The sequence below is a fragment of the Pseudomonas sp. FYR_5 genome (assembly GCF_043106315.1).
GTDB lineage: Bacteria > Pseudomonadota > Gammaproteobacteria > Pseudomonadales > Pseudomonadaceae > Aquipseudomonas > Aquipseudomonas putida_Y.
In genome coordinates, this window is sequence record NZ_JBICMK010000014.1 from 1 (window position 1) to 26871 (window position 26871).

At 62.0% G+C, this 26871-nt stretch carries 23 protein-coding genes and 1 pseudogene; 19 read left to right on the plus strand and 5 right to left on the minus strand.

All coding sequences use genetic code 11. The features are described from left to right. The first annotated feature begins 151 nt into the window (after positions 1-151). The 7 genes and pseudogenes from ACF8RA_RS01375 (at position 152) to ACF8RA_RS01405 (ending at position 4370) form a co-directional block, all read left to right on the plus strand. Positions 152-382 carry a hypothetical protein gene (locus ACF8RA_RS01375; protein WP_392460854.1) on the plus strand — a complete coding sequence of 77 codons (231 nt, stop codon included), beginning with the start codon at positions 152-154 and terminating at the stop codon, positions 380-382. Beyond that, positions 364-741, plus strand: a pseudogene (locus tag ACF8RA_RS01380) (HipA domain-containing protein); the annotation flags it as partial. The gene ACF8RA_RS01375 and the pseudogene ACF8RA_RS01380, both read left to right, overlap by 19 nt. Continuing rightward, positions 738-1208: a helix-turn-helix domain-containing protein gene (locus ACF8RA_RS01385; protein WP_392460855.1), complete on the plus strand. Its 471-nt coding sequence runs from the start codon at positions 738-740 to the stop codon at positions 1206-1208. The pseudogene ACF8RA_RS01380 and the gene ACF8RA_RS01385, both read left to right, overlap by 4 nt. A 282-nt stretch (positions 1209-1490) precedes the next feature. Continuing rightward, positions 1491-2420 carry a malate dehydrogenase gene (locus tag ACF8RA_RS01390; RefSeq protein WP_392518700.1) on the plus strand — a complete coding sequence of 310 codons (930 nt, stop codon included), beginning with the start codon at positions 1491-1493 and terminating at the stop codon, positions 2418-2420. Positions 2421-2538: 118 nt separating this feature from the next. Further along, positions 2539-3027, plus strand: coding sequence for a type VI secretion system tube protein Hcp (locus ACF8RA_RS01395; RefSeq protein WP_047605116.1), 489 nt, complete (start codon positions 2539-2541; stop codon positions 3025-3027). A gap of 9 nt (positions 3028-3036) precedes the next feature. Continuing rightward, complete coding sequence (locus ACF8RA_RS01400; protein ID WP_176685607.1) at positions 3037-4014, plus strand: hypothetical protein; 978 nt, start codon at positions 3037-3039, stop codon at positions 4012-4014. Then, positions 4011-4370: a hypothetical protein gene (locus ACF8RA_RS01405; protein ID WP_020191670.1), complete on the plus strand. Its 360-nt coding sequence runs from the start codon at positions 4011-4013 to the stop codon at positions 4368-4370. Before ACF8RA_RS01400 ends, ACF8RA_RS01405 begins: the two co-directional genes overlap by 4 nt. A gap of 61 nt (positions 4371-4431) precedes the next feature. Here the strand turns inward: ACF8RA_RS01405 and ACF8RA_RS01410 are convergent, their stop codons facing one another. Together ACF8RA_RS01410 and ACF8RA_RS01415 are read right to left on the minus strand one after the other, a co-directional pair. After that, positions 4432-5253, minus strand: a complete 822-nt coding sequence (locus ACF8RA_RS01410; RefSeq protein WP_003247513.1) for an amino acid ABC transporter permease — start codon at positions 5251-5253, stop codon at positions 4432-4434. Continuing rightward, entirely contained in the window at positions 5250-6071 is an 822-nt protein-coding gene (locus tag ACF8RA_RS01415) for an ABC transporter substrate-binding protein (protein ID WP_003247511.1), read from the minus strand. Before ACF8RA_RS01415 ends, ACF8RA_RS01410 begins: the two co-directional genes overlap by 4 nt. 118 nt (positions 6072-6189) lie before the next feature. Between ACF8RA_RS01415 and ACF8RA_RS01420 the strand changes: the two genes are divergently transcribed. The 9 genes from ACF8RA_RS01420 (at position 6190) to ACF8RA_RS01460 (ending at position 15909) form a co-directional block, all read left to right on the plus strand. Next, positions 6190-7074: a homocysteine S-methyltransferase family protein gene (locus ACF8RA_RS01420; protein WP_209968104.1), complete on the plus strand. Its 885-nt coding sequence runs from the start codon at positions 6190-6192 to the stop codon at positions 7072-7074. A gap of 167 nt (positions 7075-7241) precedes the next feature. After that, positions 7242-8513: a cystathionine gamma-synthase family protein gene (locus ACF8RA_RS01425; protein WP_392488372.1), complete on the plus strand. Its 1272-nt coding sequence runs from the start codon at positions 7242-7244 to the stop codon at positions 8511-8513. A 142-nt stretch (positions 8514-8655) separates the two neighbouring features. Then, entirely contained in the window at positions 8656-10095 is a 1440-nt protein-coding gene (locus ACF8RA_RS01430) for an amino acid permease (RefSeq protein WP_014589617.1), read from the plus strand. Positions 10096-10140: 45 nt separating this feature from the next. After that, on the plus strand, positions 10141-11025 hold the full coding sequence (locus ACF8RA_RS01435; RefSeq protein WP_176685610.1) for a LysR substrate-binding domain-containing protein: 885 nt from the start codon (positions 10141-10143) through the stop codon (positions 11023-11025). Positions 11026-11049: 24 nt separating this feature from the next. Further along, the gene (locus ACF8RA_RS01440) at positions 11050-12438 is read left to right on the plus strand and encodes a threonine synthase (protein WP_176685611.1); all 1389 of its coding nucleotides are present in this window, start codon (positions 11050-11052) and stop codon (positions 12436-12438) included. Beyond that, complete coding sequence (locus tag ACF8RA_RS01445; protein WP_010951921.1) at positions 12435-12872, plus strand: Lrp/AsnC family transcriptional regulator; 438 nt, start codon at positions 12435-12437, stop codon at positions 12870-12872. Before ACF8RA_RS01440 ends, ACF8RA_RS01445 begins: the two co-directional genes overlap by 4 nt. Before the next feature lie 198 nt (positions 12873-13070). Continuing rightward, positions 13071-14114 (plus strand): homoserine dehydrogenase, encoded by a 1044-nt coding sequence (locus ACF8RA_RS01450; RefSeq protein ID WP_392488373.1) that lies wholly within the window; start codon positions 13071-13073, stop codon positions 14112-14114. 12 nt (positions 14115-14126) lie between these two features. Further along, on the plus strand, positions 14127-15545 hold the full coding sequence (locus tag ACF8RA_RS01455) for an aldehyde dehydrogenase family protein (protein WP_392518702.1): 1419 nt from the start codon (positions 14127-14129) through the stop codon (positions 15543-15545). Between the two features lie 16 nt (positions 15546-15561). Beyond that, entirely contained in the window at positions 15562-15909 is a 348-nt protein-coding gene (locus ACF8RA_RS01460) for a RidA family protein (RefSeq protein ID WP_256122407.1), read from the plus strand. Between the two features lie 28 nt (positions 15910-15937). Here ACF8RA_RS01460 and ACF8RA_RS01465 read toward each other — a convergent pair whose 3' ends face one another. From ACF8RA_RS01465 to ACF8RA_RS01475, 3 genes are all read right to left on the minus strand, one after another. Next, on the minus strand, positions 15938-16891 hold the full coding sequence (locus tag ACF8RA_RS01465) for an arsenic resistance protein (RefSeq protein ID WP_209968092.1): 954 nt from the start codon (positions 16889-16891) through the stop codon (positions 15938-15940). Positions 16892-17139: 248 nt separating this feature from the next. Next, complete coding sequence (gene glyA / locus ACF8RA_RS01470; RefSeq protein WP_014589625.1) at positions 17140-18393, minus strand: serine hydroxymethyltransferase; 1254 nt, start codon at positions 18391-18393, stop codon at positions 17140-17142. A 307-nt stretch (positions 18394-18700) separates the two neighbouring features. After that, on the minus strand, positions 18701-22531 hold the full coding sequence (locus ACF8RA_RS01475; protein WP_392518703.1) for an EAL domain-containing protein: 3831 nt from the start codon (positions 22529-22531) through the stop codon (positions 18701-18703). A gap of 248 nt (positions 22532-22779) precedes the next feature. Here ACF8RA_RS01475 and ACF8RA_RS01480 point away from each other — a divergent pair, with 248 nt between their 5' ends. From ACF8RA_RS01480 to gdhA, 3 genes are all read left to right on the plus strand, one after another. Continuing rightward, complete coding sequence (locus ACF8RA_RS01480; protein WP_176685616.1) at positions 22780-23184, plus strand: hypothetical protein; 405 nt, start codon at positions 22780-22782, stop codon at positions 23182-23184. Between the two features lie 304 nt (positions 23185-23488). After that, positions 23489-25156: an energy-dependent translational throttle protein EttA gene (ettA, locus tag ACF8RA_RS01485; protein WP_003247499.1), complete on the plus strand. Its 1668-nt coding sequence runs from the start codon at positions 23489-23491 to the stop codon at positions 25154-25156. Between the two features lie 221 nt (positions 25157-25377). Next, complete coding sequence (gene gdhA / locus ACF8RA_RS01490; protein WP_176685617.1) at positions 25378-26718, plus strand: NADP-specific glutamate dehydrogenase; 1341 nt, start codon at positions 25378-25380, stop codon at positions 26716-26718. The last annotated feature ends 153 nt before the right edge of the window (positions 26719-26871 follow it).

The following is a 26871-nucleotide window of genomic DNA, read 5'->3' on the forward strand; positions in this document are numbered from 1 at the left end:
ACGGGCGAAGCCCGTGCCATCCACCACCTACCCAACGCAATTAAACATGGTCCTATAACCCAAAGGCTCCTGCTTCCCAGGCGCAGCAACGACCTCTAAACCCACCGGCGCGCTGTGAATGCATAATCGGTAGTGGGTGCCGGTTTTGCTCGTGCTTAAGCTTTTAATCGGCAAAATATTGCCGGTTCCTGCCGTGCGCATTAGTTTAATCGGCATTCAAATGCTGATTAATGGTGTCGCGATGCCGTTCAGACTCACGATCCAAGCTTTCTCCGATGGTGCATGGCGCGAGGCAGCGACACTCTCGGTTGAGAACCCCGAGCGTGTTGCTGATGGAAGCTGCCTTGTCGCCTACGACGACTCCTTCATCGCGATCTGCTGAACCGCATTCTAGCGAACACCGATAACCACGGCCGCAACACCTCCATCATGCGTGTGGGTGGGAGGTTTCGTTTGGCGCCAATCTATGACCTCGCGCCAATGATCCTGGATGAAGAGGGCATCACACGGACGACGAAGTGGGCAGCAGAGCGCAAGGGGTCTTCCAATTGGCGTGATAACTGCGCTGAGCTTGTTGGTTACACCGATCCCGATGCCCTGCTGCAACGGTTGATGCATGCGGCCGAGGCATTCAGGGCGTTGCCCGATCTGCTGACCGATGCGCCCGAATCGATGCGCAATGCCGCCTCTCTACCCGTGAATAACCTGGACAAGCGACTCGTGGAGTGGGGACTGCGATGAAAAAAATACAACCTGAAGAGCGCGCCCAGCTCGTAGAAGATATCGTCAAGCGCAACGCGGCGGGGCTCGACCCAATCGGGACATCCATCCGCCGCCTGCGGCTCGAAGTCACCGGTCTTGACCAAGAGACCTTCGCGGCCATGTGCAAAATGTCCACGAAAAGCCTGTACGAACTGGAAAGCGGGAAGTCGAATCCGAAGCTCAGCACTTTGGAGGCCGTGCTGCGTCTTTTTGGCGTGCGGATGGGTATGGTGATGACCGCCAAAGATAAGCCCACTGCAACGCTCGTCGGCAACACTGTCGGCCAGTTGAAGGCCGGTGGGCCAACCGCTGTGGCCACGCCGCTGGCCAGTTCCTGCGTGGTGGCCGGAGCGAAACGAGGGAAAAGCCCTGCTGCAGCCAAAGCGAAGAAGGCAGTGTCGAGGCCGGCATCGCCACGGGCACGGAAAAGCAGTCGGGAACAGTGAGATTGATGTGGGATGCAAATAAAGTCTCATCCCATTTTTCTCTAACTGATAGGTTGCGGCATTAAGTCTGGTTCAGTTACACCACTTCCCGGGACACGATCGCCCCGGGCCCCGGAAAAACGCGGGGCTGGAATCGTTCCAAGCTGGCGCTAGCCTCAGAAGCCCCAGCGTCCTCTCAGCTACCAGCCATCAGCCTTCGGGTGGCCTTTTCGCAGTGGCGGTCAATACTTCTCTCTATACGCAGGCGTGTTCCTGGTGGCGCGCGCCGCTGGGAGGTGTCTGGTGAACAAATTAACGATTGTGGGTGCCGGCCTGGTCGGCGAGGCGGCGGCGCAGATCATCGCCCGGGATGAGTTGTGCCGTGAGCTGGTGTTGATGGACGTGCAGGGTGAACTGGCGCAGGGCAAGGCGCTGGACGTTTGGCAGGCGGCTGTGGATTCAGGTTCCGATACCCATGTTCACGGCGGGGCCAATGCCGAGATGCTGAAGGGTTCCGAGCTGGTGGTGATCACGGCGGGCGTGCCGCGCAAGCCCGGCCAGTCGCGTCAGGATGTATTGAGTACCAACCTGCCAATCCTCGACAGCATCATGGCGGACATCAAACACCACGCGCCGACAGCGACGGTGCTGGTGGTGTCCAACCCGGTCGATGTGCTCACCTATCGCGCCTGGAGCGTCAGCGGGCAGGGGCGCGACAAGGTGTTTGGGCAGGCGGGGGTGCTGGATACCGCGCGCATGAAGTGTTTTATCGCTGAGCAAACTGGGTTTTCTGCACGGGATATCACGGCGCTGGTGTTGGGCGGGCATGGCGACAGCATGGTGCCGCTGATGCGCTACTGCCAGATTGGCTCGGTGCCGTTGTCGCACTTCTTGTCCGATGAGCAGATCGAGCAGATTGTCGAACGCACACGTAAGGGCGGCGGCGAGATTCTGGGGTTGAAGAAGATGGGGAGCGCCTGCGATGCACCGGGCGTGGCCATTGCGCAGATGGTCGATGCGATCGCCAATGGGCGGAACCGTATTTTGCCGGCGGTGGCGATTCTTGAGGGCGAGTATGGGCGAACGGATATCGCCATGGGTGTGCCCTGCGTACTGGCAGAGAAGGGGCTTGAGCGGATTATCGAGTTGCCGCTGGATGCGCAGGAACAGGCGATGTTCGACCACTCGGCAGACCAGGTGGCGCGGGATATTGCAGAGATGAAGGCGTTGTAGGGCTTGAAGCGTCATGCATCGGGTGTGGCGGCTCGGGCAGTGGGGGAACATTTTGCCTCCGTACCTGTCACACCCGTTCATTGGGATTCAGACCCACCATTACCAAGGAGAGGTAGGCATGGCTTTCGACGCTTTTATCCAAATCGACGACATCGCTGGCGAAGCGCTGGATGAGCAGTACACCAACTGGATCGAGATCAACGGCTATAACTTCGGTGTCAATCAAAGCACGTCCGCTACCGCAAGCTCTTCCGGCGGTGCAACGTCGGGGCGTACCACCTTGACCAACTTTACGTTCACCAAGTTTCTCGACAGCGCGAGCTGCAAGCTGCTGGAAGCCAGCTGCTCGGGCCAGCATCTCAAGGAAGTAAAACTTGCGCTTTGCCGGGCAGGCACCGACAAACTCAAATATTACGAGATCGTGCTGGAAGAGGTCATCATCGCCGACTACTCGCAGAATGCAAGCTCGGGCGTTCCCATCGAAATCGTCCAGTTGAACTATGGGCGTATCAAGACCACCTATACCCGCCAGAAACGTTCCGACGGCAGCGGTGGCGGGAATGTCGCCGGCGGTTGGGACCGGATCAACAACAAGAAGTACGCGTGAGGTAGGGCCATGTCCGAAGCACGCAGCTTCATCAACCCCAGAACCCAGTCTTATCAGTCGCTTAAAGCCAGCACACCGTTGTCGGGGTATGCCAAGAGCAAGTTCGATGTGTTGAATGCCCACATTGCCAACAGCGTGGTCATGGCCGGGGAGTTGGTCATCCTGGGTGACGCTGGTACTCCTTCCTGCACCAGCCACGAAGCATTACTGATGGCCAAAGCTGTCGAGGTGCATGCTGGCCTGCTAACTAGCGGCGTAGACGCGGATGATTTTTTTCTCGAGCACTTCGACTTGCTGCAGAGCTTGCTGGCTAACGCCTCGATTGGGGCGGGCGCCGCTAGCGAGGGCTGGAGCAAGCACCTGACCAATATCAAGACCACCCTTGTAGAAATCGAGAAACTGCACCGCGACTACCTCAGTTCTGGCACTCTCGCTGCCCGTGATGCCTTCTACGCCAAGCGCTCTGCACTTTTCATGAAGCTTGAAAAGCAATTGGGCAACGTTGCTGCGTATGGTTCTGGTTTACGCCGTCAGGGCAAGATCAAGCAGGCATTGGGCATCTCGACCCGCAGTTATCTGCATACCGGCGAGATTTCCGGTTATGCCGAAAAGGTATCTGGCGTTGCCAGGGCGTCGAACTTGGTGAAAAGGGGCACTTATATCGGTACTGCGCTGGATGTGGCGTCCACCGGCCTCTCAATTCATAAGGCCTGCACCACGGGCCGGGAGGATCAGTGTCGGCGCGCCAAGTATGTCGAAACCTCGACGTTGATGGGTAGCCTGGCGGGCGGCAGCGCCGGGGGCTATTTGGGGGGTATGGCAGGCACCGGTATTTGTGCCGTCGTTCTGGGGGTCACTACAGGCGGCCCCGGTGCACTTGTTTGTGCTGTCGTCGGAGGAGCAGTGGGCGGTAAAGTCCTCGGAGATGCCGGGGGCAAGGGGGGCGAGATATTTGGTGACTTTTTGTATGGCGAGGTATCGGAGTGAATGAAGTTGAGCCTGGGCTAATTGCGATTCTGATTCTTGCACCCATGATGCTGGCGATGGTCGTACAGTGTTTCATCGCACATAAATACACTGAGTACTACGAGTCGTTGCTAACGCGCTGTAGCTTCGTGACCGGCAATAAAATCACGTTTCAACATGCAGGCCTTCTGGGCAAGGTTATGCGTACGGGTTTGATCTCCATGGTGCTGGCTATACCGAGCCTCTTCGTGCGCAGGGGGTTGATTGACTTCGATGAAGTCAAACGTTTCCCCTCAAGCATGAGACGACTGCTGGTGAGTCTGTTGGTCATTCACATCCTGTTGGCAACCGCGCTGATTATTTTCACTTACGCGTAGCCTGGCCGCTCCTGCATGGGGCGCGGTCAGGCCTGTCGGTTTTGCACGAGCCGTGCAGCCCTCAGCGCTGATAAGCCTTGCCAAAATGCCGTTCCAGCCGCGCCTGCAGCAGTTCCAGCAGTATCGACAGCACCCAGTAGATCACGGCGGCGGTGGTCAGCATTTCCAGGTAGCGATAGCTCGAACGCCCATACGACTGCGCCAGAAACATCACCTCCCAAACCCCCATCACGGAAATCAGCGACGAGTCCTTGAGCATCGAAATGAACTGGTTGGCGGTGGGCGGAATGATCACCCGCATGGCCTGGGGCAGGATGATGTGGCAGAAGATCTGCGGCGTGCGCATGCCCAGTGCCAATGCTGCTTCACGTTGCCCGCGGGCCACGCCGAGGATGCCAGCGCGGAAGATCTCGCTCAGGTAGGCGCCGTAGTTCAGCGACAAGGCAATGATGCCGGCGCTGATGGCGCCGGGTACCAGGCCCACCTGCGGCAGCCCAAGGTAGATCAGCAGAATCTGGATCAGCAGCGGTGTGCCACGGAAGAACGAGGTGTAGAAGCTGGCCACACCCACCAGCACCGCGCTGTTGGATAACCGTGCCAGCGCGGCGGCAAAGCCGAGCAGCACGGATACCACCATCGAGCACAGGCACAGGAACAGGGTCAGTGCGGCGCCTTGCAGAAAACCATTGGGCCCCAGCTTGAAACCGGCCAGGTTGGGAAACTTCTCCAGAATGATGGCGAACTTCAGGTCAAAGCTGAGGAAGAAGGCGACAAACAGCCCGAACAGCGCCAGCCAGGTCAGCAGTAACCGGGTGCGAAAGCCGAACAGGCCGGCGCCCGCAGGCTTTGCCACGGGCTTGGGGGAGGGAGGGAAGGTGCTCATTTGCTGATGTCGGCGCCAATCCATTTCTGCGACAGCTTGGCCAGGGTGCCATCAGCCTTCAGCTCGGCGAACACCTGGCGTACCTTGGCATCCCACTCGGGGTCGCCTTTTTCGATGGCCACTGCGTTGGGCTCTTCATACAGCGGCGCGCCGGCCAGCTTGAAGCGCTTGTCCTGCTGCAGGCGCGGCTGCGCGGTCACCAGGTTGGTAATGATGGCGTCCAGGCGCACGCCAGTGCCCAGGCCCAAGTCCTGGAAGGCGACGTTTTCAGTGTCGTAGGGCGCAGCCTGCACGAAGTCGAACGGGTAATCGATCTTCTGGTCTTCCTTGCCTTCAATGACCAGGTTCTTGTTCAGGTAGCTTTCGTAGCTCGATGCACTGATCGAACCCACCTTACGGCCTTCCAGGTCTTTGGCACCATGGATGCGCTCATCCGAGGCATTGACCACGATCACGGCGGGCGATGCGTAATACTCCACGGGGAAGTCGAACACCTCGGCGCGCGCCTTGCTCGGGGTCATCGAGCAAATGCAGATGTCGTAGCGCCCGCTCCAGCGGCCAGCGGCAATCACGTCCCAGGACGGTGTTTCCAGGCGCAGTTTGACGCCGAGCTTGTCGGCCACTGCCTTGGCCACGTCCACGTCGTAACCGTCGAGCTGGTTATGGTCATTGAGGAAGGAAAACGGCGGGTAGCTTTCCATCAGCACGTTGACCATTTCCTTGCGCGATTCAACCCGCTCCAACGTGGCGCCAGCAAAGGCTTGGGTGGCAGTTGCGAGCAGTACAAGGCCCGCACCCAGCAGAGAAGAAAATCGCATGTACATACCTGATATGTTGGGCAAATGGGTGATAGGGTATTTAATAGTTATAACCCTAATCCCCATAATGAATTTTATTCATAAGAACCTTCAGAGAAGTTATATGGCAGAGCGAACGATGGTAATTCTGGACGGTGGCATGGGCCGAGAGCTGCAGCGCAGCGGTGCACCGTTTCGCCAGCCCGAGTGGTCGGCGCTGGCGCTGAGCGAGGCGCCGGAGGCGGTCGTGGGCGTGCATGCAGCCTTCATCGATGCGGGTGCGCAGGTCATCACCAGCAACAGCTATGCAGTAGTGCCGTTCCACATCGGTGAAGAACGCTTTGCCGCCGAAGGGCGACAGCTGGCCCATATCGCAGGCCAGCTCGCGCGGCACGCGGCAGATAGCGGCGCGCACCCGGTCAGGGTGGCAGGTTCGCTGCCGCCGCTGTTCGGGTCCTACCGGCCCGACCTGTTCCAGCCCGAGCGTGTGGCAGAGGTGCTGTCCCCGCTGCTCCAGGGCCTGGCCCCGCATGTCGACCTGTGGCTGGCCGAAACCCAGAGTTCCGTGGCCGAAGTGCGGGCCATACATAGCCATTTGCCGGCAGACGGCAGGCCGTTCTGGGTGTCCTTCACCCTGCAGGACGAGGACGTCGACGACGTTCCGCGCCTGCGCTCCGGTGAACCGGTGGCCGAAGCCATCGAGGCCGCAGCCAGCCTGGGGGTGGCTGCGGTGTTGTTCAACTGCAGCCAGCCGGAGGTGATCGGCACCGCCATTGATGTCGCGCGCTCGGTCATCGAGCGACACAACGCCGAGATTGCCATCGGCGCCTATGCCAACGCCTTCCCGCCGCAGCCCAAAGAAGCCACTGCCAACGATGGCCTGGACGAACTGCGCGAAGACCTCGATCCGCCGGGTTACCTGGCATGGGCCAAGGACTGGCGTGCGCGTGGTGCCAGCATGGTCGGCGGTTGTTGTGGCATCGGCCCGGAGCACATCGCCGAGCTGAAGCGCAACCTCGCCTAAGCGCCTACGTGGCCGGGCGGCTTTTTCAGCGCCCGGCCCGCAGCCATTAAAAAAAACGCCACTCAGACCCGGATTCCATCGTTTTTCAGGCCCCCGCCATCTCCCTATAGTCCGCTGAAGGCCGATGCTGCATCGGTGTACACAACTCAGCTGGGCGGGAACCGGATATGAACAACAACGAAAAATTCGAGGGCAATGCTGCGGCCGGTGTTGGGACGCGGGTCGTGTGGAGCGGGGAGCAGGTGCAGCACCCGTACAACGCCACGCAGACCCCGATCGTGGTCAGCGCCGCTTATGGCTACAACGATATCGATGCCTGGTACGACGTGGCGCAGGGCAAGCAGCCTGGCTTCATTTACAGCCGCATGAGCAACCCCACGGTCGCCACGCTGGAAGCAAAACTGGCCGAACTGGAGCAAGCCGAGTCGGCAGTCGCGTTCAGCAGCGGCATGGCGGCCATCAGTGCCGTGCTGCACACCTTCCTGTCCAACGGCAAACGCGTGGTGTCGACCCGCGACAGCTATGGCGGCACCAACAAGATCTTCGAAGAGTTCCTGCCGCGCATGGGCGTGCAAGTGTGCCTGTGCGATACCTTGGACACTGAAGCGCTGGAGCGCGAGATTGCCGCCGGTTGCGACCTGCTGTACCTGGAAACGCCCACCAATCCGACGCTGAAGGTGCTGGACATTCGTCGGCTGAGCGCCGCTGCGCACAAGGTGGGGGCGCTGGTGGTGGCCGACAACACCTTTGCCACGCCACTGAACCAGAACCCGCTGGCGCTGGGCGTGGATGTGGTGGTGCACAGCGCGACCAAGTTTCTGTCCGGGCATGGTGACGTGTTGGGTGGTGTTGTCTGCGGCGCGGAGGCGTTGATGGCCCAAGTGCGTCACTACCGGGAAATCAACGGTGCGGCGCTGGACCCGTTCTCAGCCTACCTGATCATCCGCGGTATCAAGACCCTGGCAGTGCGCCTGCGCCAGCAGCAAGCCAGTGCCATGGCGCTGGCCCTTTACCTGAGCACCGAGCCGCTGGTCGAGGCGGTGAACTACCCAGGTTTGCCGGCGCATGCCGGGCATGCCATTGCCAAGGCGCAAATGCGCGGTTTTGGCGCCATTGTCAGCTTCGTGCTGAAGGGCGGCATGCCAACCGTGGCTCGTTTGCTACCGCAACTGAAGTATGCCCATCGGGCCGGCAACCTCGGCGCGGTAGAAACCATCTATGGCCCGGCGCGCACGACCAGCCATGTCGAGAACACGTTGGAAGAGCGTCTGGCGCTGGGCATTTCCGAAGGGCTGGTGCGCATTTCAGTGGGTATCGAGGAAACCGATGACCTGCTGGCGGACCTGGCACAGGCCTGTGCATCGGTGCGTCAGGAACTGGCCGCAGCAAAGGAATTGCACACTGACGCGTATGCCTGCCAGAGCCAGGTGCAGGCCTGAGGCTGGCGCGTAGCACTCACCCATGCGGTGGGTGCCACTTCATGAAGTCGAACAAAAACAATATGCAAGGCAACTCGATTCGCTCTGCCAAGACGAGGTCGTTGCTACGTCCTTGCCCGCCAACTTTCATGAGTAACCCACAATGTCCGTGCAAACAACCACAACTAGAAATGCCTCGGCGCATACCTTCAAGCAGGATATGCAAACCCGCCACATCGTCATGCTGGCACTGGGCGGTGTGATAGGCACCGGCCTGTTTCTCACCTCGGGCTACACCGTTAACCAGGCCGGCCCATTGGGCGCGGTCATCGCCTACATACTCGGCGCAATCATGGTGTACCTGGTCATGATGTGCCTGGGCGAACTGGCGGTACACATGCCGGAAGTCGGCTCGTTCAGCAGTTATGCCACGCGTTACCTCGGCCCGGGCACCGGTTACATGGTGGCCTGGATGTACTGGCTGACCTGGACGGTGGCCATCGGCTCCGAATTCACCGCCGCGGGCATCCTGATGGTGCGCTGGTTCCCCGACACGCCGGTATGGATGTGGAGTGCGCTGTTCGGTGCCGCGGTGTTCATCAGCAATATCATTTCGGTGCGATCGTTCGCCGAAACCGAATTCTGGTTGTCGCTGGTCAAGGTGTTGGCCGTCATTGCCTTTCTGGTGGTGGGCGGCGGGGCCATTCTGGGTGGCTTCGAGATCCAGCAGGCGCACAGTGCAGGGCTGGGCAATTTCACCCGTGAAGGGTTGTTCCCCACCGGTTTCTGGTCAATTGCCATGACCCTGCTGGCAGTGGCCTTCGCGTTCTCGGGTACCGAGCTGATCGGCATCGCTGCCGGTGAAACCAAAGACCCGGAAAAGAACGTGCCCAAAGCCATTCGCACCACGGTCCTGCGCCTGGCGCTGTTCTTCATCGGCACCATCTTTGTACTGGCCACCTTGCTGCCGCGTGAACAGGCCGGGGTTATTGAAAGCCCGTTCGTGATGGTCTTTGCGATGATTGGTATCCCGTATGCGGCTGATATCATGAACTTCGTCATCATCACCGCGCTGCTGTCTGCCGCCAACTCGGGCCTCTACGCCGCTTCGCGCATGCTCTGGACCCTTAGCGACCAAGGCAACATGCCCCGCCGTTACGCCACGCTGTCGCGCCGCGGCACCCCCTTCAATGCGATCGTGCTGAGCATGGCTGGCGGCATGGCTTCGCTGTTGAGCAGTGTGTTCGCCCCCGACACTATCTACCTGGCGCTGGTGTCGATTTCAGGGTTGGCCGTGGTGGTGGTGTGGATCAGCATCGCGGCCAGCCAGATCGCATTCCGCCGTCATTACATCGCCAGCGGCGGCAAGCTCGAGGACCTCAAGTTCCGGGTGCGTGGCTACCCGTTCGTACCACTGGGGGCCATTTTCTGCTGCGTACTGGCCTGCGTCGGCATTGCCTTCGACCCTGCTCAGCGTGTTGCCTTGTACTTCGGCTTGCCCTTCATTGCCTGGTGCTACCTGGCCTATTGGCTGACGTGCAAGTATCGCAGCCGCCGTACGGGCCCGGTGGAAATTGTCGCCCCAGGTTCCGAGGCCGCCTGAGCAGGTGATACTAGGCCACCGGAACCTAGCCACGAGAAGCCGCCGATGACTCAGAAAACCCTGCCCCCCCTGAACTGGCTGAGAGCCTTCGAAGTGTCGGCGCGTTACTTGAACTTCACCCATGCGGCAGAAGAGCTGCACCTTACCCAAGGGGCCGTGAGCCAGCAGATTCGCCACCTGGAAAGCCAATTGGGTGTGGCGCTGTTCAAGCGCCTGCCGCGCGGGTTGGGGCTGACCGAAGAAGGGCAGTCCTACCTGCCGGTGGTGCAGGACGCCATCAGCCGCCTTGCCGTCGGCACCAATGAAATCTTCGGGCAACGCCAGCGTCGGCCCCTGAAGGTGCGGGGCAGCCTGTCGTTCCTGCACTTCTGGCTGGCCCCGCGGCTGGCCGACTTTCGGCGTTCGCACCCGCAGGTGGACATCCGCTACATCAGCAACCTGTGGGTCAAGGAGCTGGATGCCGAAGATGATCTGGAAATCCGCTGGGGCAGCGGGCAGTGGCCCGGGGTGGAGGCGCAGCGCCTGACCCGCGACGTGCTGGTGCCGGTGTGCGCACCCGCGCTGCTGGCCGGTTGCCCGCTGCGCGATCCGCGCGACCTGGCGCGTGTGCCGTTGCTGCATGTGCTGGGTTACGAGGAGGGGTGGGGCTACTGGCTGGAGCGGGTCGGTGCCGATCAGGTCGATTCTTCCAGCGGCCTGCAGTTCGACACGCTGGTGTCGACCCTGCGCATGGCTGAGCTGGGGCTGGGGGTGGCGCTGGCACGCTCGTCGCTGGTAGAGGACCTGCTGCAGGAGGGACGGCTGGTCGCTCCTTTTACCCAGCGTATCGAGGCAAGCGAGTCGTTTTTCCTGGTACGCGGCCTGGGTGAAGCGTTGTCCCCGGATGCCCAGGCGTTCAGCCATTGGCTGGTGGCCATGGCGCATCGTTAACTTATGTAGCTATCTGGAGCACCGATGCAGTACACATCCACGCGCGGCAACGAGACACGGGTCGATTTCCGCACGGCATTGCTTTCTGGCCTGGCCGACGATGGCGGGCTTTATGTGCCCACCTCGGTGCCGGTGTTCAGCCCACAGGAAATTGCCAGCTGGTCGTGGTTGCCCTTCGACGAACTGGCCTGGCGGGTAATGGCACCGTTTGTCGGCGATACCCTCGACGAGCCTACGCTCAGGGCGCTGGTCAGCGACAGCTATCGCGGGTTCCGCCACCGCGGCATTGCGCCGTTGCAGCAGCTTGGCCATAACGAATGGATCCTGCAGCTTTTCCATGGGCCTACCCGGTCCTCCAAGGACTTTGCCGCGCAGTTGCAGGCGCGCTTTATCCGGCACTTTCTGGGTGCGGAGTGCGAGCGGGTCATGCTGGTCGGTGCCAGCAACGGCGATACCGCAGTAGCGGCTATCGAAGCGTTGCGGCATTGCCCAGCAGCAGGCTTGCTGGCGCTATACCCCAGCGCAGGCACGCCCGCCGACCGCGCGGCAGTGATGCGTAGCGCCGCGTCCGACAGTGTGAGCTGCGTGGCCGTGGATGGCAGCTTTGACGATTGCCAGTCGCTGGTGTCGGCGCTGCTGCGTGACTGGCCATGCCCCGGGCTGATTCCGGTCAGCTTCAACTCCACCAACTGGGTCGGCGTGCTGGCGCAGATCGTGTTCTATTTCCACGCGGCGCTGCAGCTCGGTGGCGGGATACGCCCGGTCGGGTTCAGCATCCCCACGGCCAGTTTTGCCGAGATTTACGCGGGGTTCCTTGCCCAGAAAATGGGCTTGCCGATCAACCAGATCATCGTCTCCACCAACCGCAACGATGCCTTGCATCGGTTCATCCACTGCAACCGCTACAGCCGTGGTTCACCCAGCCAGACCTTGTCACCGGTCATGGACTTTTCGCTGTTCTCCAACCTGGAGCGCTTCGTCTGGGAACTGTATGACCGCGATGGTGGGGCGACCCGGGCGCTGATGGAGCACTTCGAGGCGTGTGGCGAGCTGAGCATCGGCAACCGCCAGTGGTTGCATGCGCGCATGCTGTTCGACTCCTATGCCGTGGACGACGTGCTGATTCGCGAAGAAATTGTCACGCTGTTCCACGAAACGGGCAGCGCAGTAGACCCCCATGCCGCAACCGGGGTATTCGCCGGGCGCCTGCACCGGCGCAACATCGGTGCGCCCATCGTCACGCTGGGGCAGTTTGCCCCCGAAAAGTCTGCCGGGCTGCTGGCGGAGCTGGGGGCCTGGCACGGTGAGGTGCCCGCCGGCGCGGTCGGCACAGCGGGCGATGGGCCGCTGTTGGCACCTGACGATCTGGCCGGTGTTCATGCCTTGTTGGCCCGGTTGCAGGCTGGGCGATGAAGCGCATCCTCGACCCCCTGGACGAGCGCATTCTCGCCGAGCTCACCGCCAATGCGCGTATCGCCCACGCCGAGTTGGGGTTGAAGGTGAACCTGTCGCGCAATGCGGTACGCCAGCGCATCGAGCGCCTGGAGCGCGACGGCGCCATTCAGGGTTATACCCTGCGCATCGGTGAGGGCAGGCGGCCGGCGTCGTTGATCAACGCGGTGATCTTCGTCTACCGCTATGACCGCATGCGCGGTGAGGCGGTACTCGATGCGCTGCGCCAGATCCCCGAGGTGATCCAGTGTGAAGTGCTCAGCGGCGAGTTCGACCTGATGTTACGCGTCGAGGCCTCCAGCCCGGAGCGGGTGCACCATGTGTGGAAGGAAATCGCTGCCATGCCCGGGGTGGAGAACACGGTGACTTCGTTCGTCCTGGCCGCGGTGGTCTGAACCGCGTCTTTGCATTGGCTAGCACAACGCCGCCTGGGTTCGCGCCCAGGCGGCGTTGTGCGTTCTGCCCTGGCGCAAGCGTGCGTTTTGCACTGGCCAGATTGGCCAATAAATACAGCGGATTGCCATATTCAACTGGCAGTGCTCGGCTCTTACGCTTGTCCTCATCGACCCACTGCCTGGACAGGACAGCAAACCATGACCGAATACAAAATTGCACTCGTTGGCTTTGGTGGCGTTAACCGCGCGCTTGCCCAACTGATCGCCGAACGCAATGCGCGCTGGCAGCAAGAGTTGGGCTTTGGCCTGAAAATCGTTGGTGTCACCGACTTGTTCCTGGGGTCGGTGATCGACCGCGACGGCCTGGATGCGGCCATGCTGGCCGCACTGCCGGCCCAGAAGGGCGCACTGGCGCAACTCCCTCAAGGTTCGGCCGAGGCGTTCAATGAGGCGGTGATCAAGCAATCAGGCGCCGACATCATCGCCGAGGCCACATTCACCAACCCCAAGGATGGTGAGCCGGCAGCAACCTTCTGCCGCTGGGCGCTGGAGGCGGGCAAGCACGTGGTGACCACCAACAAGGGGCCGATTGCCTTGCATGCCCAGGCGCTCAAGGCTTTGGCCAAGGCCAACGATGTGTCGTTCGAATATGAAGGCGCCGTGATGAGCGGCACGCCGGTACTGCGCATGGCGCGCCAGACCCTGGCGGGCGCCGGCCTGGTGGGTTTCGAGGGCATTCTCAACGGGACTTCGAACTATGTGCTCACGCGCATGGAGGAAGGGCTTGGCTTCAACGAGGCGGTGGCCCAGGCACAAGCGCTTGGCTTTGCCGAGGCTGACCCGACCGCCGATGTGGAAGGCCATGACGTACGCCTGAAGGTGGTGATCCTCGCCAATGAGTTGCTCGGCGCCTGTCTGCAGGTGGGTGATGTGGCCTGCAGCGGTATCAGTGCCATCGACAGCGCCGCTATCGAGCAAGCACGGGCGGCGGGCGAGCGCTGGAAGCTGATCGGCAGTGCCCGCCGTGAAGCCGATGGTTCGGTGCGAGCCAGCGTCGAAGCGATGCTGTTGCCTGGCCATCACCCCCTGGCGGGTATTTCAGGCGCCACCAATGCGCTGGCGTTCGACACCGAGTTGCTGGGGGCTGTAACCGTGTCCGGCCCGGGGGCGGGGCGCATCGAAACGGCTTTTGCCCTGCTGTCGGACATTGTCGCCATTCACGCGGCCGGCCATTCGGCCTGAGGAGCAACGTTCATGAGCCTGACTTCCGTATCGCGGGCGCTTGTTCAGCAACCCGCCTTGATCGATGTGTACAACCCCTTCGATGGCAGCCTGGTTGGCAGCGTCGACAACCTCGGCGCAGAAGCGGTGCCTGCATTGCTCGCCCGTGCCCGTCAGGGTGTGCGTGAAAGCGCGGCGCTGCCCCGGCACCGCCGGGCGCACATTCTTGAACACGCCGCTCAGCTCATTGAACGGGATGCGGCAGACTTTGCCGGCCTGATCGTCGATGAAGCGGGCAAGACCCTGCGCCAGGCCGAAAAAGAGGTCAAACGCTGCATCAACACGCTCAAGCTGTCTGCCGAAGAGGCGCGGCGCAACGCCGGTGAGGTGGTGCCTTTCGATGCCTATGAAGGCTCCGAGTCGCGTCAGGGCTGGTTCACCCGCGAGCCGTTGGGGTTGATCCTGGCCATTACCCCGTACAACGACCCGCTTAACCTGGTGGCGCACAAGCTGGGGCCAGCACTTGCAGGGGGCAATGCGGTCATTCTGAAACCCTCGGAACTGGCCCCTCTTTCTGCCCTGAAACTGGTGCAGTACCTGGTTGATGCAGGGCTGCCGGAGGCCGTCGTTACCGTAGCCACGGGGAGCGCCGAACTGGGCAAGGCGCTGGTGGCTGTGCGTGAGGTGCGCATGGTTTCCTTTACGGGCGGTTTCGCGACGGGCGAACAGATTGCGCACGGGGCTGGCTTGAAAAAGCTTGCCATGGACCTTGGCGGCAATGCCCCGGTGCTGGTGCTCAAGGACTGCGACCTTGAGGCCACGGTCGAGTCGTGTGTGTCGGGCGCGTTCTGGGCGGCCGGGCAGAACTGCATCGGCACCCAGCGCATTCTCGTAGATGCCTCGATCTATGAGGCGTTCCGCGAACGCTTCGTGGCATTGACCCAGGCGATGGTCTGGGGCGATCCGGGCCGGCGCGAAACGGATATGGGGCCGATGATCACCGAAGCGGCTGCCCGACAGATCGAAGAACGCGTCAACCAGGCGCTTGAGGGCGGTGCCCGCCTGCTCTGCGGCCACCAGCGACAGGGGGCGGTCTATGCGCCGACAGTGCTCGAAAGCGTTGACCCCGTCAGCCGGCTGTGGCTTGAGGAGGTTTTTGCGCCGGTGGTGATGCTGGCGCCCTTCGAGACTGTCGAGCAGGCGATAGCGCTGGCCAATGCCCCGGAGTACAGCTTGCATGCCGGTGTGTTCACCCGCGACCTGTCGCTGGCGTTGAGCCTGGCCCGGCGTATCGAGGCCGGCGGTGTAATGATCAACGACTCTTCCGACTACCGCTTCGATGCCATGCCATTTGGTGGCGCCAAGTATGGGAGTCTTGGGCGTGAGGGGGTGCGGTTCGCCTACGAGGACATGACCCAACCCAAAGTCGTCTGTTTCAACCAGATGGGTTGAGGGGGAGGGTACCTCGATGATCACTCGCTACGGATCAAGCGCGCGGATGTCACTGGCGGTCAGTTACAGGGGCCTGTTCGAAACGGCAGGCATCGTGGCCGATGACCTGCAACAGGATGTGCAGGGGCAGTTGCGTCAGGCGCTGAGCGTGATCGACGGCCTGATGGTGCAGGCCAACGTCGGCAAGGCGCAGCTGACGCGGGTTCAGATGTGGCTGGCCGACTACCGCCACTTCGACCTGGTCAACGAAGTCTACGACGCCTGGTTGCAAGGCTGTGCAAAACCGGTGCGGGCCTGCGTGGGCGCCGACCTGGGGGATGGCTACCTGGTAGAGGTGCAGGTGTTCGCTGTGTGCCCCGAATAGTCTTTTTCTCTATGACGAGTGCCACGGGTCAGCGCACAAACCGTGGTACCGCCCGTACATAGATCAGTTCACTCACCAGCTCTACCAAGGTTTGTGTGATCACCGCCGCTGCCGCCAACCCGCGCATCTCTTCTGGCAACGCCAGCGCCAGCGGCAGCACCACCAGTGAGTTGCGCGTGGCTGCGCTGAAGGTCACCGAGCGTGCCTCGCTGGCAGGCAGGCGCAGCAGGCGCGCACAGATAAAGCCGAGCACCGGCGCCAGCAGCATGAAGCCGATGTATACCGGAACCACCGGCAGCAAACGGTCGAAATCACGCAGTACCACGACAATCTGCGAAGCGATCACCACCATCAGCACCAAGGCCATGGCCGGCACCGGCAACCACGCCCAGGCGTCGTTCCAGGTCGCGACGGCGCGCGAGCGCCGGGCACCGGCGCTGGTGAGTACCGCGAGGGCCATCGGCACCACGATCAACAGCACGAAAGCTTCCATGAACGGAGTGATGGAGATTGCCACCTGGCTGCTGCCACCCAGCATCAGGGCCAGGTACACCGGCAGCAGCACCAGTTGCGCCAGCAATAACAGGGGGGTGGCGGCCAGGGTCAGGCGTGAGTCGCCTTTGCCAATGTGGGTGAACACCACCACGTAGTCGATGCAGGGCGTAAGCAGCACCAGCAAGGCCCCGACGAGGATCGCCGGGTGTTCCACCAGCCCGCGGGTGATGGCCCAGACAAGCAGCGGAACGAGAATGAAATTGGCCAGTAGCAGGGCCGTGATGAAACGGCGGTTACCCAGGCCCTGGCGCAGGTCGAGGAAGGGTATTTGCAGGAACATCGCGTACATCAGCACGGCGATGGCGGGGGTGATCAGGGCTTCAAGCTGGCGCGCAGTGTCGCTGGCCAGCAGGCCGAAAACGATCGCGGCCAGTACGGCGGCGAAGTAGATGGGGATCTGCCGGGTTTCGAGTTGCTCTCTGGTCAAGGTGTGGCCTGTGGTTGGTGGTGTCAAACAGGGTAATACGTGATGGCACGTGGCTGCTCGAAATCATTCCCTGTGGGAGCGGGCGTGCCCGCGAACACCGGCGCAGCCGGTGCCATCCACCGCGTAGCCTTCTTCGCGGGCACGCCCGCTCCCACAGGATGTGTATCAGGCCTGCGAACGTGTTTCATGGTCCGTTCACGAAAAAGCCCGGCACTGGGCCGGGCTCTTTCACTTCAGGCAAGCGCCAATCAGTTGCCGTAAACCGGCAGCTTCTTGCAGATGGCCTTGACCTTCTCACGGACGGCGTCGATCACCGCTTCGTTGTTCAGATCGGCCAGGATGTCGCAGATCCAGCTTGCCAGTTCCTTGCACTCGGCTTCCTTGAAACCGCGGGTGGTAACGGCTGGGGTGCCGAAACGCAGGCCCGAGGTGACGAATGGCGAACGCGGGTCGTTCGGTACCGAGTTCTTGTTGACGGTGATGAAGGCTTTGCCCAGGGCGGCGTCAGCATCCTTACCGGAGATTTCCTGCTTGATCAGCGACAGCAGGAACAGGTGGTTCTGGGTGCCACCGGAAACCACGTCGAAACCGCGCTCGATGAACACGCTGGCCATGGCCTGGGCGTTCTTCACGACCTGCTGCTGGTAAGCCTTGAACTCTGGCTGCAGGGCTTCCTTGAAGCAGATGGCCTTGGCCGCGATGACGTGCTCCAGCGGGCCGCCCTGTGCGCCCGGGAAGACGGCGGAGTTCAGCTTCTTCTCGATGTCGGCGTTGGCACGGGCCAGGATCAGGCCGCCGCGCGGGCCGCGCAGGGTCTTGTGGGTGGTGGTGGTGACCACGTCGGCGAACGGAACAGGGTTCGGGTACACGCCAGCGGCAACCAGGCCGGCAACGTGGGCCATGTCGACGAACAGGTAGGCACCGACCTTGTCGGCGATGGCGCGGAAGCGGGCGAAGTCCAGAACCTGCGAGTAGGCCGAGAAGCCGGCAACGATCATCTTCGGCTTGTGCTCGACAGCCAGGCGCTCGACTTCGTCGTAGTCGATCAGGCCATTGCCGTCGATGCCGTACTGGATGGCGTTGTACAGCTTGCCCGAGGAGCTTACCGAAGCACCGTGGGTCAGGTGGCCACCGTGTGCCAGGCTCATGCCCAGGATGGTGTCACCGGCCGACAGCAGGGCCAGGTAGACGGCAGCGTTGGCCTGGGAGCCAGCGTGCGGCTGTACGTTGGCGTAGTCGGCGCCGAACAGCTCCTTGGCACGGTCGATGGCCAGTTGCTCGACGACGTCGACGTACTCGCAACCGCCGTAGTAGCGCTTGCCTGGGTAGCCTTCGGCGTACTTGTTGGTCAGGACCGAGCCCTGAGCTTCCATGACTGCCGGGCTGGTGTAGTTTTCCGAAGCGATCAGCTCGATATGCTCTTCCTGGCGCAGAGCTTCTTGCTGCATGGCTTCGAAGAGCTCGGCGTCGTACTTGGCAATGGTCAAATCACGGCTGAACATGGCGGTCCTCAAGGATCGGGGTAATTTGGGTGTGCATTCTAACCGATTGATTCGCGGCTGGCATATGAAGTGGCATCAAGTCGCGGACCAATGGGCTTCATCTTGCATCCCGCGCCGTTTCTGGGCTTGGCGGGGGCGGGAGTTGACTCGCAGGTCCGCTTTTTTATGCAGAATTCAGTCGCGGCACCGTACTTGTAGGAGCGGGTTTACCCGCGAAGAAGGCGGCGCGGTGGATGGCACCGGCTTCGCCGGTGTTCGCGGGTAAACCCGCTCCTACGGGGGGGCTTGTGAACAGGCAGCGTGCGGGTCAATGGAACATGAACAAGGTCTCGTTGGAGAATTGCGCCTCGAACTGATGCGCCGGCATCGGCCGCCCGAACAGATAGCCCTGCACCTCGTCGCAACCATGCTCGCGCAGAAACTCTAGCTGTTCGTGGGTTTCCACGCCCTCGGCGATGACTGCCAGGTTGAGGCTGTGGGCCATGGCGATGATCGCCCGGGCAATCTGCGCGTCCTGCTCGCCTTCGGGCAGGCCGTCGACGAAGGTACGGTCGATCTTCAGGACGTCGATGGGGAACTGCTTGAGGTAGTTGAGCGACGAGTAGCCGGTGCCGAAGTCGTCTACCGCAATGCTCAGGCCAAGGTTTTTCAGGCTGGCAAGAATCTGCAGCGCCTCGTTTACCTCGCGCATCAGGATACTTTCGGTCAACTCCAGTTCCAGGCATGCCGGCGGTAGTCCGCTTTCTTCCAGGATGTTAGCAATCCGCGTGCCCAGTTGGCCGTCGGAGAACTGCCGCGCCGAAATATTCACCGACACCTTTGGCACCCGCACCTTGGCCTTGTGCCAGGCCTTGAGCTGGCGGCTGGCCTCGCGCAGCACCCAGTCGCCCACGTCCACCACCAGGCCCAGTTCCTCGATCACCGGGATGAAGTCGCCCGGCGGCACCAGGCCGCGGGTCGGGTGACGCCAGCGCAGCAGCGCTTCGGCGCCGGTCAGGCGCTTGCCGTCGCCGCTGAACTGCGGCTGGTAATAGAGGATGAACTCGTTCTGCTCCATGGCATGGCGCAGGTCGCTTTCCAGCTCCAGGCGCTCCAGGGCGCTGGCGTTCATTTCGGCCTGGTAGAACTGGAAGTTGTTCTTGCCGCGTTCCTTGGCGTGGTACATGGCGGTGTCGGCGTTCTTCATCAGCTGGCTCAGCTCACTGCCATCCTGCGGGCTGAGGGCGATGCCGATGCTGGCGGTGACGAAGAACTCGCGGTTTTCCAGTACGAACGGCCGCACCAGGCTGCCGAGGATGTTTTCGGCCACGTGGATGGCGCGGTTCAGGGCCATTTCACGGGTGGGGCGCGGCTGCAGCAGCAGGGTGAACTCGTCGCCGCCCATGCGTGCCACCGTGTCGTCGTCGTCCACGCAGGCCAGCAGGCGCAGGGCCATGTCCTTGAGCATGCGGTCGCCGGCCGCATGGCCGAGGGAGTCGTTGATCGGTTTGAAGCGGTCGAGGTCGAGGAACATCAGCACCACCCAGGCTTTCTGCCGCTCGGCCTGCTGCAGGGCGTTGTACAAACGGTCCTGGAACAGTGTGCGGTTGGGCAGGTGGGTAAGGGCGTCGTAGTAGGCCAGGCGGTGGATGCGCTGTTCGCTGGCCTTGCGCTCGCTGATGTCGGTGAAGAAGCATACGTAGCTGGCCAGGTCGCCTTCGTCGTCCAGTACCGCGGTGATGCCGACCCAGGCCGGGTAGTGGTCGCCGTCACGGCGCTTGAGCCACACCTCACCTTCCCAGCTGCCGCGCTGATGCAGTTGCTTGACCACATAGCGCAGGTGGCCTTCCTGCTGTTCGTCGACAGTGAGCATGCCCGGCAATTGGTCGAGCACTTCACTGACGGCGTAACCGCTCACGCGGCTGAACGCTTCGTTGGCCTGAACGATATAGCCGGCCGGGTCGGTGATGAGGATCGCCGACGTGGAGTGTTCGAATACGGTCGCGGCCATGCGCAGGTCTTTTTCGGCACGGCGTTGCTGGCTGATATCGCGGCCCACCCCGAGTACGCCTTCGAAGCGCTGGTCATCGTCCCACACCAGCACCAGGCGCAGCTCGATCGGGATCTTGCGGCCATCGGCGCGCAGGCAGTCGAACAGGAACAGTTGGGTGGGTAACTGGCTGCACAGTTGCGCCATCTGCGCCGGATCGACCATGGCCTTGCTGACGCGCTCCATCAGGCTGTAGATGCCGGTGAGCTGGGCCGGGTTGGCGACGATCGACTGCCAGCCGTTGGCGAAGATCCAGTCGGCCTGGTAGCCCAGCACGCTCTGTACCGAGGGGCTGACATAATTGAGCTTGAGCTGGTTGTCGGTGGAAAAGATCACGTCGCTGATGCTTTCGGCGAGCATGCGGTAGCGTTGCTCGCTGTCACGCAGCGACTGGCTGGCCTCGATCTGAACGGTCACATCCTTGCCCACACCGATGATGCGCGTAACCAGGCCTTCGGCGTTGCGGCTCAGCACCTGCTCGCGGATGTCGTAGCAGCGCCAGCTTCCGTCGCGGTGGCGGAAGCGCAGCTGGCAGTGCAGCGGTTGGTCATGACCGCTGTCGCGCTGTTGCCGGCGCAGTGCCTGGTAGTGTTCGGCGTCCTCAGGGTGCAACAGCAGCTCCCAGAAGCGGTCGCCCATCTGGGTCAGCTCGGTGCGGTCGTAGCCCAGAGTCTGGCCGAGGTGGCGGTTGCTGAAGATCATCCGTTGGCTGGGCACATCCTGCACATACAACTGGTCGGGTACGGTGCGTACCACGTCCGACCAGAAGCCTTCGCGTTCCAGTAGTGACAGCTCCACCTGTTTGCGGCTGGTGATATCGCTGATGCTGAGGATCACCGCCTGGTAATCACGACGCTGCAGCGGCAGGCGCGCCATCAGCCACAGGTGCAGCTCGGTGCCCTGCGGTGTCGGCAGGCGCACTTCCAGCTCCAGCAACGGGCGTTGTTCGATCAGTGCATCGATCAGTTGCATGCCAACGCTGTCTCGACTGTCGCCAGTGCCATCGATCAGCCGCTGCCAGGCACCTTCGTGGCAGTCGATGTTCAGCAGTTGGCGCGCCACTTGGTTGACCTCGGTGATCTTCAGCTCCAGCAGCAGCGAGCGGCGCAGGTTCGGGTCCAGCGCCAGGCTGTGCTTGAGCGCGGCCCGGTTACGCAGGTGGTAGCGATCGAGCTGGCCGGGCAGGCTGGACAGGTCGAGCACGCACAGGGCAACGCCAGTGCCTTCAAAAATTTCCTGATAACGCCGGCGGTCTTCCTGCAGCGCCCGCTGGCGGCGACGCATGTTGATCAGCGCCAGCACCGGCAGCAGGGCGCAGACCAGCACCAGCAGGCATTTGCCGAGCAGCGCCGGCAATAACGTTTGCCGGGCCAGTTTGGCGTCGAACAGACCGCGCAGCTGCCAGGTGCTGTTTTCGATGAACGCCAGCATCACGCTTTGCAGCGGTTCGTTGCTGGTGTTGGTTGCGGCGTGGCGCAGCAGCACCTCGCTGCTGCGGCTGTTTTCCAGCAGCCACAGTGGGTGGCCACTGCCCTCGAGGTGGAGGGTGAGCTCGCGGTAATAGTCCGGTGACAGGCGCAGTAGCCAGTAGCCGCGACCCTGTGCGGCATCCTGGTGCAGCAACAGGTACAGGATGTGGTTGTCGGCCGAATTGGTGAAGAAGTACGGGCGTCCCTGGCTCAGCGCGAGCAACTCATCAAACAATGTGCGGTCAGGGCTGCCGGCCAGGCTGTCGGCGCGCAGCTGCCCGGTGTTGTCCAGCCAGGCCACGCTCTGCAGGGCGGGGAGGCGCTCGCGCAGGGTGCCGATCAGACTGGGCAGGGCGGCAGGTCTTGGTGCATCAAGGTAGGGTTGTACCACGTTCACGGCCTGCTGCGCCTTGAGCGCCATGTTCAGGCTCAGGTGGTCGGCCAGTTCCGCGGAGGCGTCCAGGCTCTGTTTGCGCAAGTCGGCCTGGGTATGATTGAACTGGGCGAACAGCTGCCACAGCAACAGGCCCAGCAGGATCAGGGCCAGCAGCGCCAGCGCACCCTTGATCGACCCGCGCAGGAGAGTAGCGGGTGCTTGTGGTGCGGAACGCAATGACGACGGATGAGTAAGGTTGGTCAAGCGTTGATCCTGCGATTGGGCTGGCGATGGCAGGGAAGGATCGTACACGGTGCGTGCCGGCGCCGGGCTTGCGCACCGCGGTGGCGCACTATAAGGCCGGACACCCGAAACCGGCTAGCATGCCTCGGATTATGGCAAAGTGCCAGCCATGCTGACCGATGGTGGCTGCCCGGTGGTTCGGCAAGCCCCTGTAACCTGTGCGAGAATAGCGCCCGCTTCACATGACAACGCATCGGAGATGTTCGGTTTTGGTTACTCACTTTTCCTCCAATGGCCTCGATTCCGCCTGCGGGCGCAGCAGTCAGACCCTTGTCAGCACTGCCGTGACCGAGGACGTATCCTGCAAGTCTTGCCAGCGTTCGCTGGGCAAACCCGAGGCGGCCGCTGCCGCCAAAAGCAAGGCCCCATCGCTGGCTGAACTGCGCAAGACTGCCAAGGTGGCAGTAGAGCCGGCTGTTGCAGTACCGGCGGTCAAGCCGGGAGCCAAGGTGGTCAGCACTGCGCCTGCACCTGGCAAACCGGCCAAGGCGGCCGAGCAGCAACCTGCCCGCAGCGGCGCCTTCAGCGTGAAGTCCGCCTGGGCCGCGCGCCTGGCCGAGCAGGGCGACCGTTGCCGCCTGCCGCGGGGCAAGGCCAAACAGCGTCACGTCTGAGCCTCTTCGGCTGCTGTGCCGGTCCTTTCGCGGCTAAAGCCGCTCCTACAGGTACTGCATTGCCCTTGAAGGCAGTCAGATCCCTGTAGGAGCGGCTTTAGCCGCGAAGAGGCCAGGACAGGCAATAGATTCCCCCCAGGGATCACCCCGATCACACCCCACCATCGGCCCCTCCTATGCAACGCCGCGCGTTGGCGTAGAATGGTCGACTTTGTTCAATGACACCCCGTAAACACATCCCCCTGGCCACCGCGTGCCGGGGCGATCGGCGATGTCTTTACCTATCTGATTAGAGGGCTTGGTTTTGGCTCAATACGTCTACACCATGCATCGGCTGAGCAAGGTCGTGCCGCCGAAGCGGGAAATTCTCAAGAACATTTCCCTGTCGTTCTTCCCAGGCGCCAAAATTGGCGTACTTGGCCTGAACGGCGCCGGTAAATCGACCCTGCTGCGGATCATGGCGGGCGTCGACAAGGAATTCGACGGCGAAGCCCGTCCGATGCCCGACATCAACGTGGGTTACCTGCCACAGGAACCGCAACTGGACCCAACCAAGACCGTGCGCGAAGTGGTCGAGGAAGCGGTCAGCGTCATCAAGGACGCTCAGGCCCGCCTGGACGAGGTCTACGCTGCCTACGCCGAGCCGGATGCCGACTTCGACAAGCTGGCCGCCGAGCAGGCCAAGCTGGAAGCCATCCTGCAGGCCGCTGATGGCCACAACCTGGAGCGCCAGCTGGACGTCGCTGCCGACGCCCTGCGCCTGCCTGCCTGGGATGCGCGCATCGAACACCTGTCCGGTGGCGAGAAGCGCCGTGTGGCCCTGTGCCGCCTGCTGCTGTCGGCCCCCGACATGCTGCTGCTCGACGAACCGACCAACCACCTGGACGCCGACTCGGTGGCCTGGCTGGAGCGCTTCCTGCACGACTTCCCGGGCACCGTGGTAGCCATTACCCACGACCGTTACTTCCTCGACAACGTCGCCGGCTGGATCCTGGAACTGGACCGCGGCGCCGGCATCCCGTACGAAGGCAACTACTCGGGCTGGCTGGAAGCCAAGTCGGAGCGTCTGGCGCAGGAATCCAAGCAGCAGAGCGCCCACGAGAAGGCCATGAAAGAGGAACTGGAGTGGGTGCGCAAAGGCGCCAAAGCCCGCCAGTCCAAGTCCAAGGCCCGTCTGCAGCGCTTTGAAGAAATGCAGTCGCAGGAATTCCAGAAGCGCAGCGAAACCAACGAAATCTACATCCCGGCCGGTCCGCGCCTGGGTGACAAGGTTATCGAGTTCAAGAACGTCACCAAGGGTTATGGCGACCGTGTGCTGATCGACAACCTGTCGTTCGCCATGCCCAAAGGCGCCATCGTTGGCGTGATCGGTGGTAACGGTGCCGGTAAGTCGACCCTGTTCCGCATGTTGATGGGCAAGGAGCAGCCGGACTCGGGCAGCATCGAGATCGGTGAAACCGTGCAGTTGGCCTGTGTGGACCAGAGCCGTGAGGACCTGGACGGCGCCAAGACCGTGTTCCAGCAGATCTCCGACGGTTCCGACCAGATCCGCATCGGCAACTACGAGATCCCTTCGCGTACCTACGTTGGCCGCTTCAACTTCAAAGGTGGCGATCAGCAGAAGTTCGTCAAGGACCTGTCCGGTGGTGAGCGTGGCCGCCTGCACCTGGCCCTGACCCTGAAGGAAGGCGGTAACGTTCTGCTGCTCGACGAACCGTCCAACGACCTCGACGTCGAAACCCTGCGTTCGCTGGAAGAAGCCCTGCTGGACTTCCCGGGCGCCGCGATCGTGATTTCCCACGACCGTTGGTTCCTGGACCGCGTGGCTACCCACATCCTGGCGTACGAAGACGACTCGAACGTGGTCTTCTTCGAGGGTAACTACACCGAGTACGAGGCCGACCGCAAGAAGCGTCTGGGTGATGCTGCTGCCCAGCCGCACCGTGTACGGCACAAGAAACTGGCCCAGTAAGCCGGTTTACTGATGCACAAATATGGGGCCACAAAGGGCCCCATTTTTGTGCCTGGCGGAAGGCTGGGATCGGGGTAATTGGGATGTGTTTTGTATACACTTACATAAAACGCACCAAATAATTTCATAAAAACGACATCTCGCCCTGTTCCGGTGCGATTGCTTCTTGGTACATTCCTGAAAAAACCAATAAGTCCAATCCTCTTGGTGAGATGTCTACCATGATCGAATCTGTCGACGATTTCCTTGCACGCCTAAAGCAACGTGACCCTGGTCAACCAGAATTCCACCAGGCCGTAGAAGAGGTGCTTCGCACCCTGTGGCCATTCCTTGAAGCCAACCCCCACTACCTGCAGTCCGGTATCCTGGAGCGCATGGTCGAGCCTGAGCGCGCCTTGCTGTTCCGCGTCTCCTGGGTCGATGATCAGGGCAAGGTGCAGGTCAACCGCGGTTACCGCATTCAGATGAGCAGTGCCATTGGCCCGTACAAGGGTGGCCTGCGCTTCCACCCGTCGGTGAACCTCAGCGTGCTGAAGTTCCTGGCCTTCGAGCAGGTGTTCAAGAACTCGCTGACCTCGCTGCCCATGGGCGGCGGCAAGGGCGGCTCGGACTTTGACCCGAAAGGCAAGAGCGACGCTGAAGTGATGCGCTTCTGCCAGGCGTTCATGAGCGAGCTGTATCGCCACATCGGCGCCGACTGCGACGTACCGGCCGGTGACATCGGCGTGGGTGCCCGCGAAATCGGCTTCATGTTTGGCCAGTACAAGCGCCTGGCCAACCAGTTCACCTCGGTGCTGACCGGCAAGGGCATGACCTATGGCGGCAGCCTGATCCGTCCGGAAGCCACCGGCTATGGCTGCGTTTACTTCGCCGAAGAAATGCTCAAGCGTCAGGACAAGCGTATCGACGGCCGCCGCGTGGCGGTGTCTGGTTCGGGCAACGTCGCCCAGTATGCTGCGCGCAAGGTCATGGACCTGGGCGGCAAGGTGATCTCGCTGTCTGACTCTGAAGGTACCTTGTATGCAGAAGCCGGGCTGACCGACGCCCAGTGGGACGCCTTGATGGAGCTGAAAAACGTCAAGCGTGGCCGTATCAGCGAGCTGGCCGGGCAGTTCGGCCTGGAGTTCCGCAAGGGCCAGACCCCTTGGAGCCTGCCGTGCGACATCGCCTTGCCGTGCGCCACGCAGAACGAGCTGGGCGCCGAAGATGCCCGCACCTTGCTGCGTAACGGCTGCATCTGTGTGGCCGAAGGCGCCAACATGCCGACTACCCTCGAGGCTGTGGATATCTTCCTGGACGCCGGCATTCTGTATGCCCCTGGCAAGGCCTCCAATGCCGGCGGCGTCGCCGTGTCGGGCCTGGAAATGTCGCAGAACGCCATGCGCCTGCTGTGGACTGCCGGTGAAGTGGACAGCAAGCTGCACAGCATCATGCAGTCAATTCACCATGCATGCGTGCACTACGGTGAAGAGGCTGATGGTCGTATCAACTACGTCAAGGGTGCGAACATCGCGGGCTTCGTGAAAGTGGCCGATGCGATGCTGGCTCAGGGCGTGGTCTGATCTGAGACGGTAGGGGGCCGCTTTGCGGCCCATCGCGACGCAAGGCCGCTCCCACAGGCTGGACTGCACCCGAGAAGTTGGACACCCATCCAACCCTTGGGGGCAGTCAAGGGCCTGTGGGAGCGGCCTTGCGTCGCGATGGGCTGCAAAGCA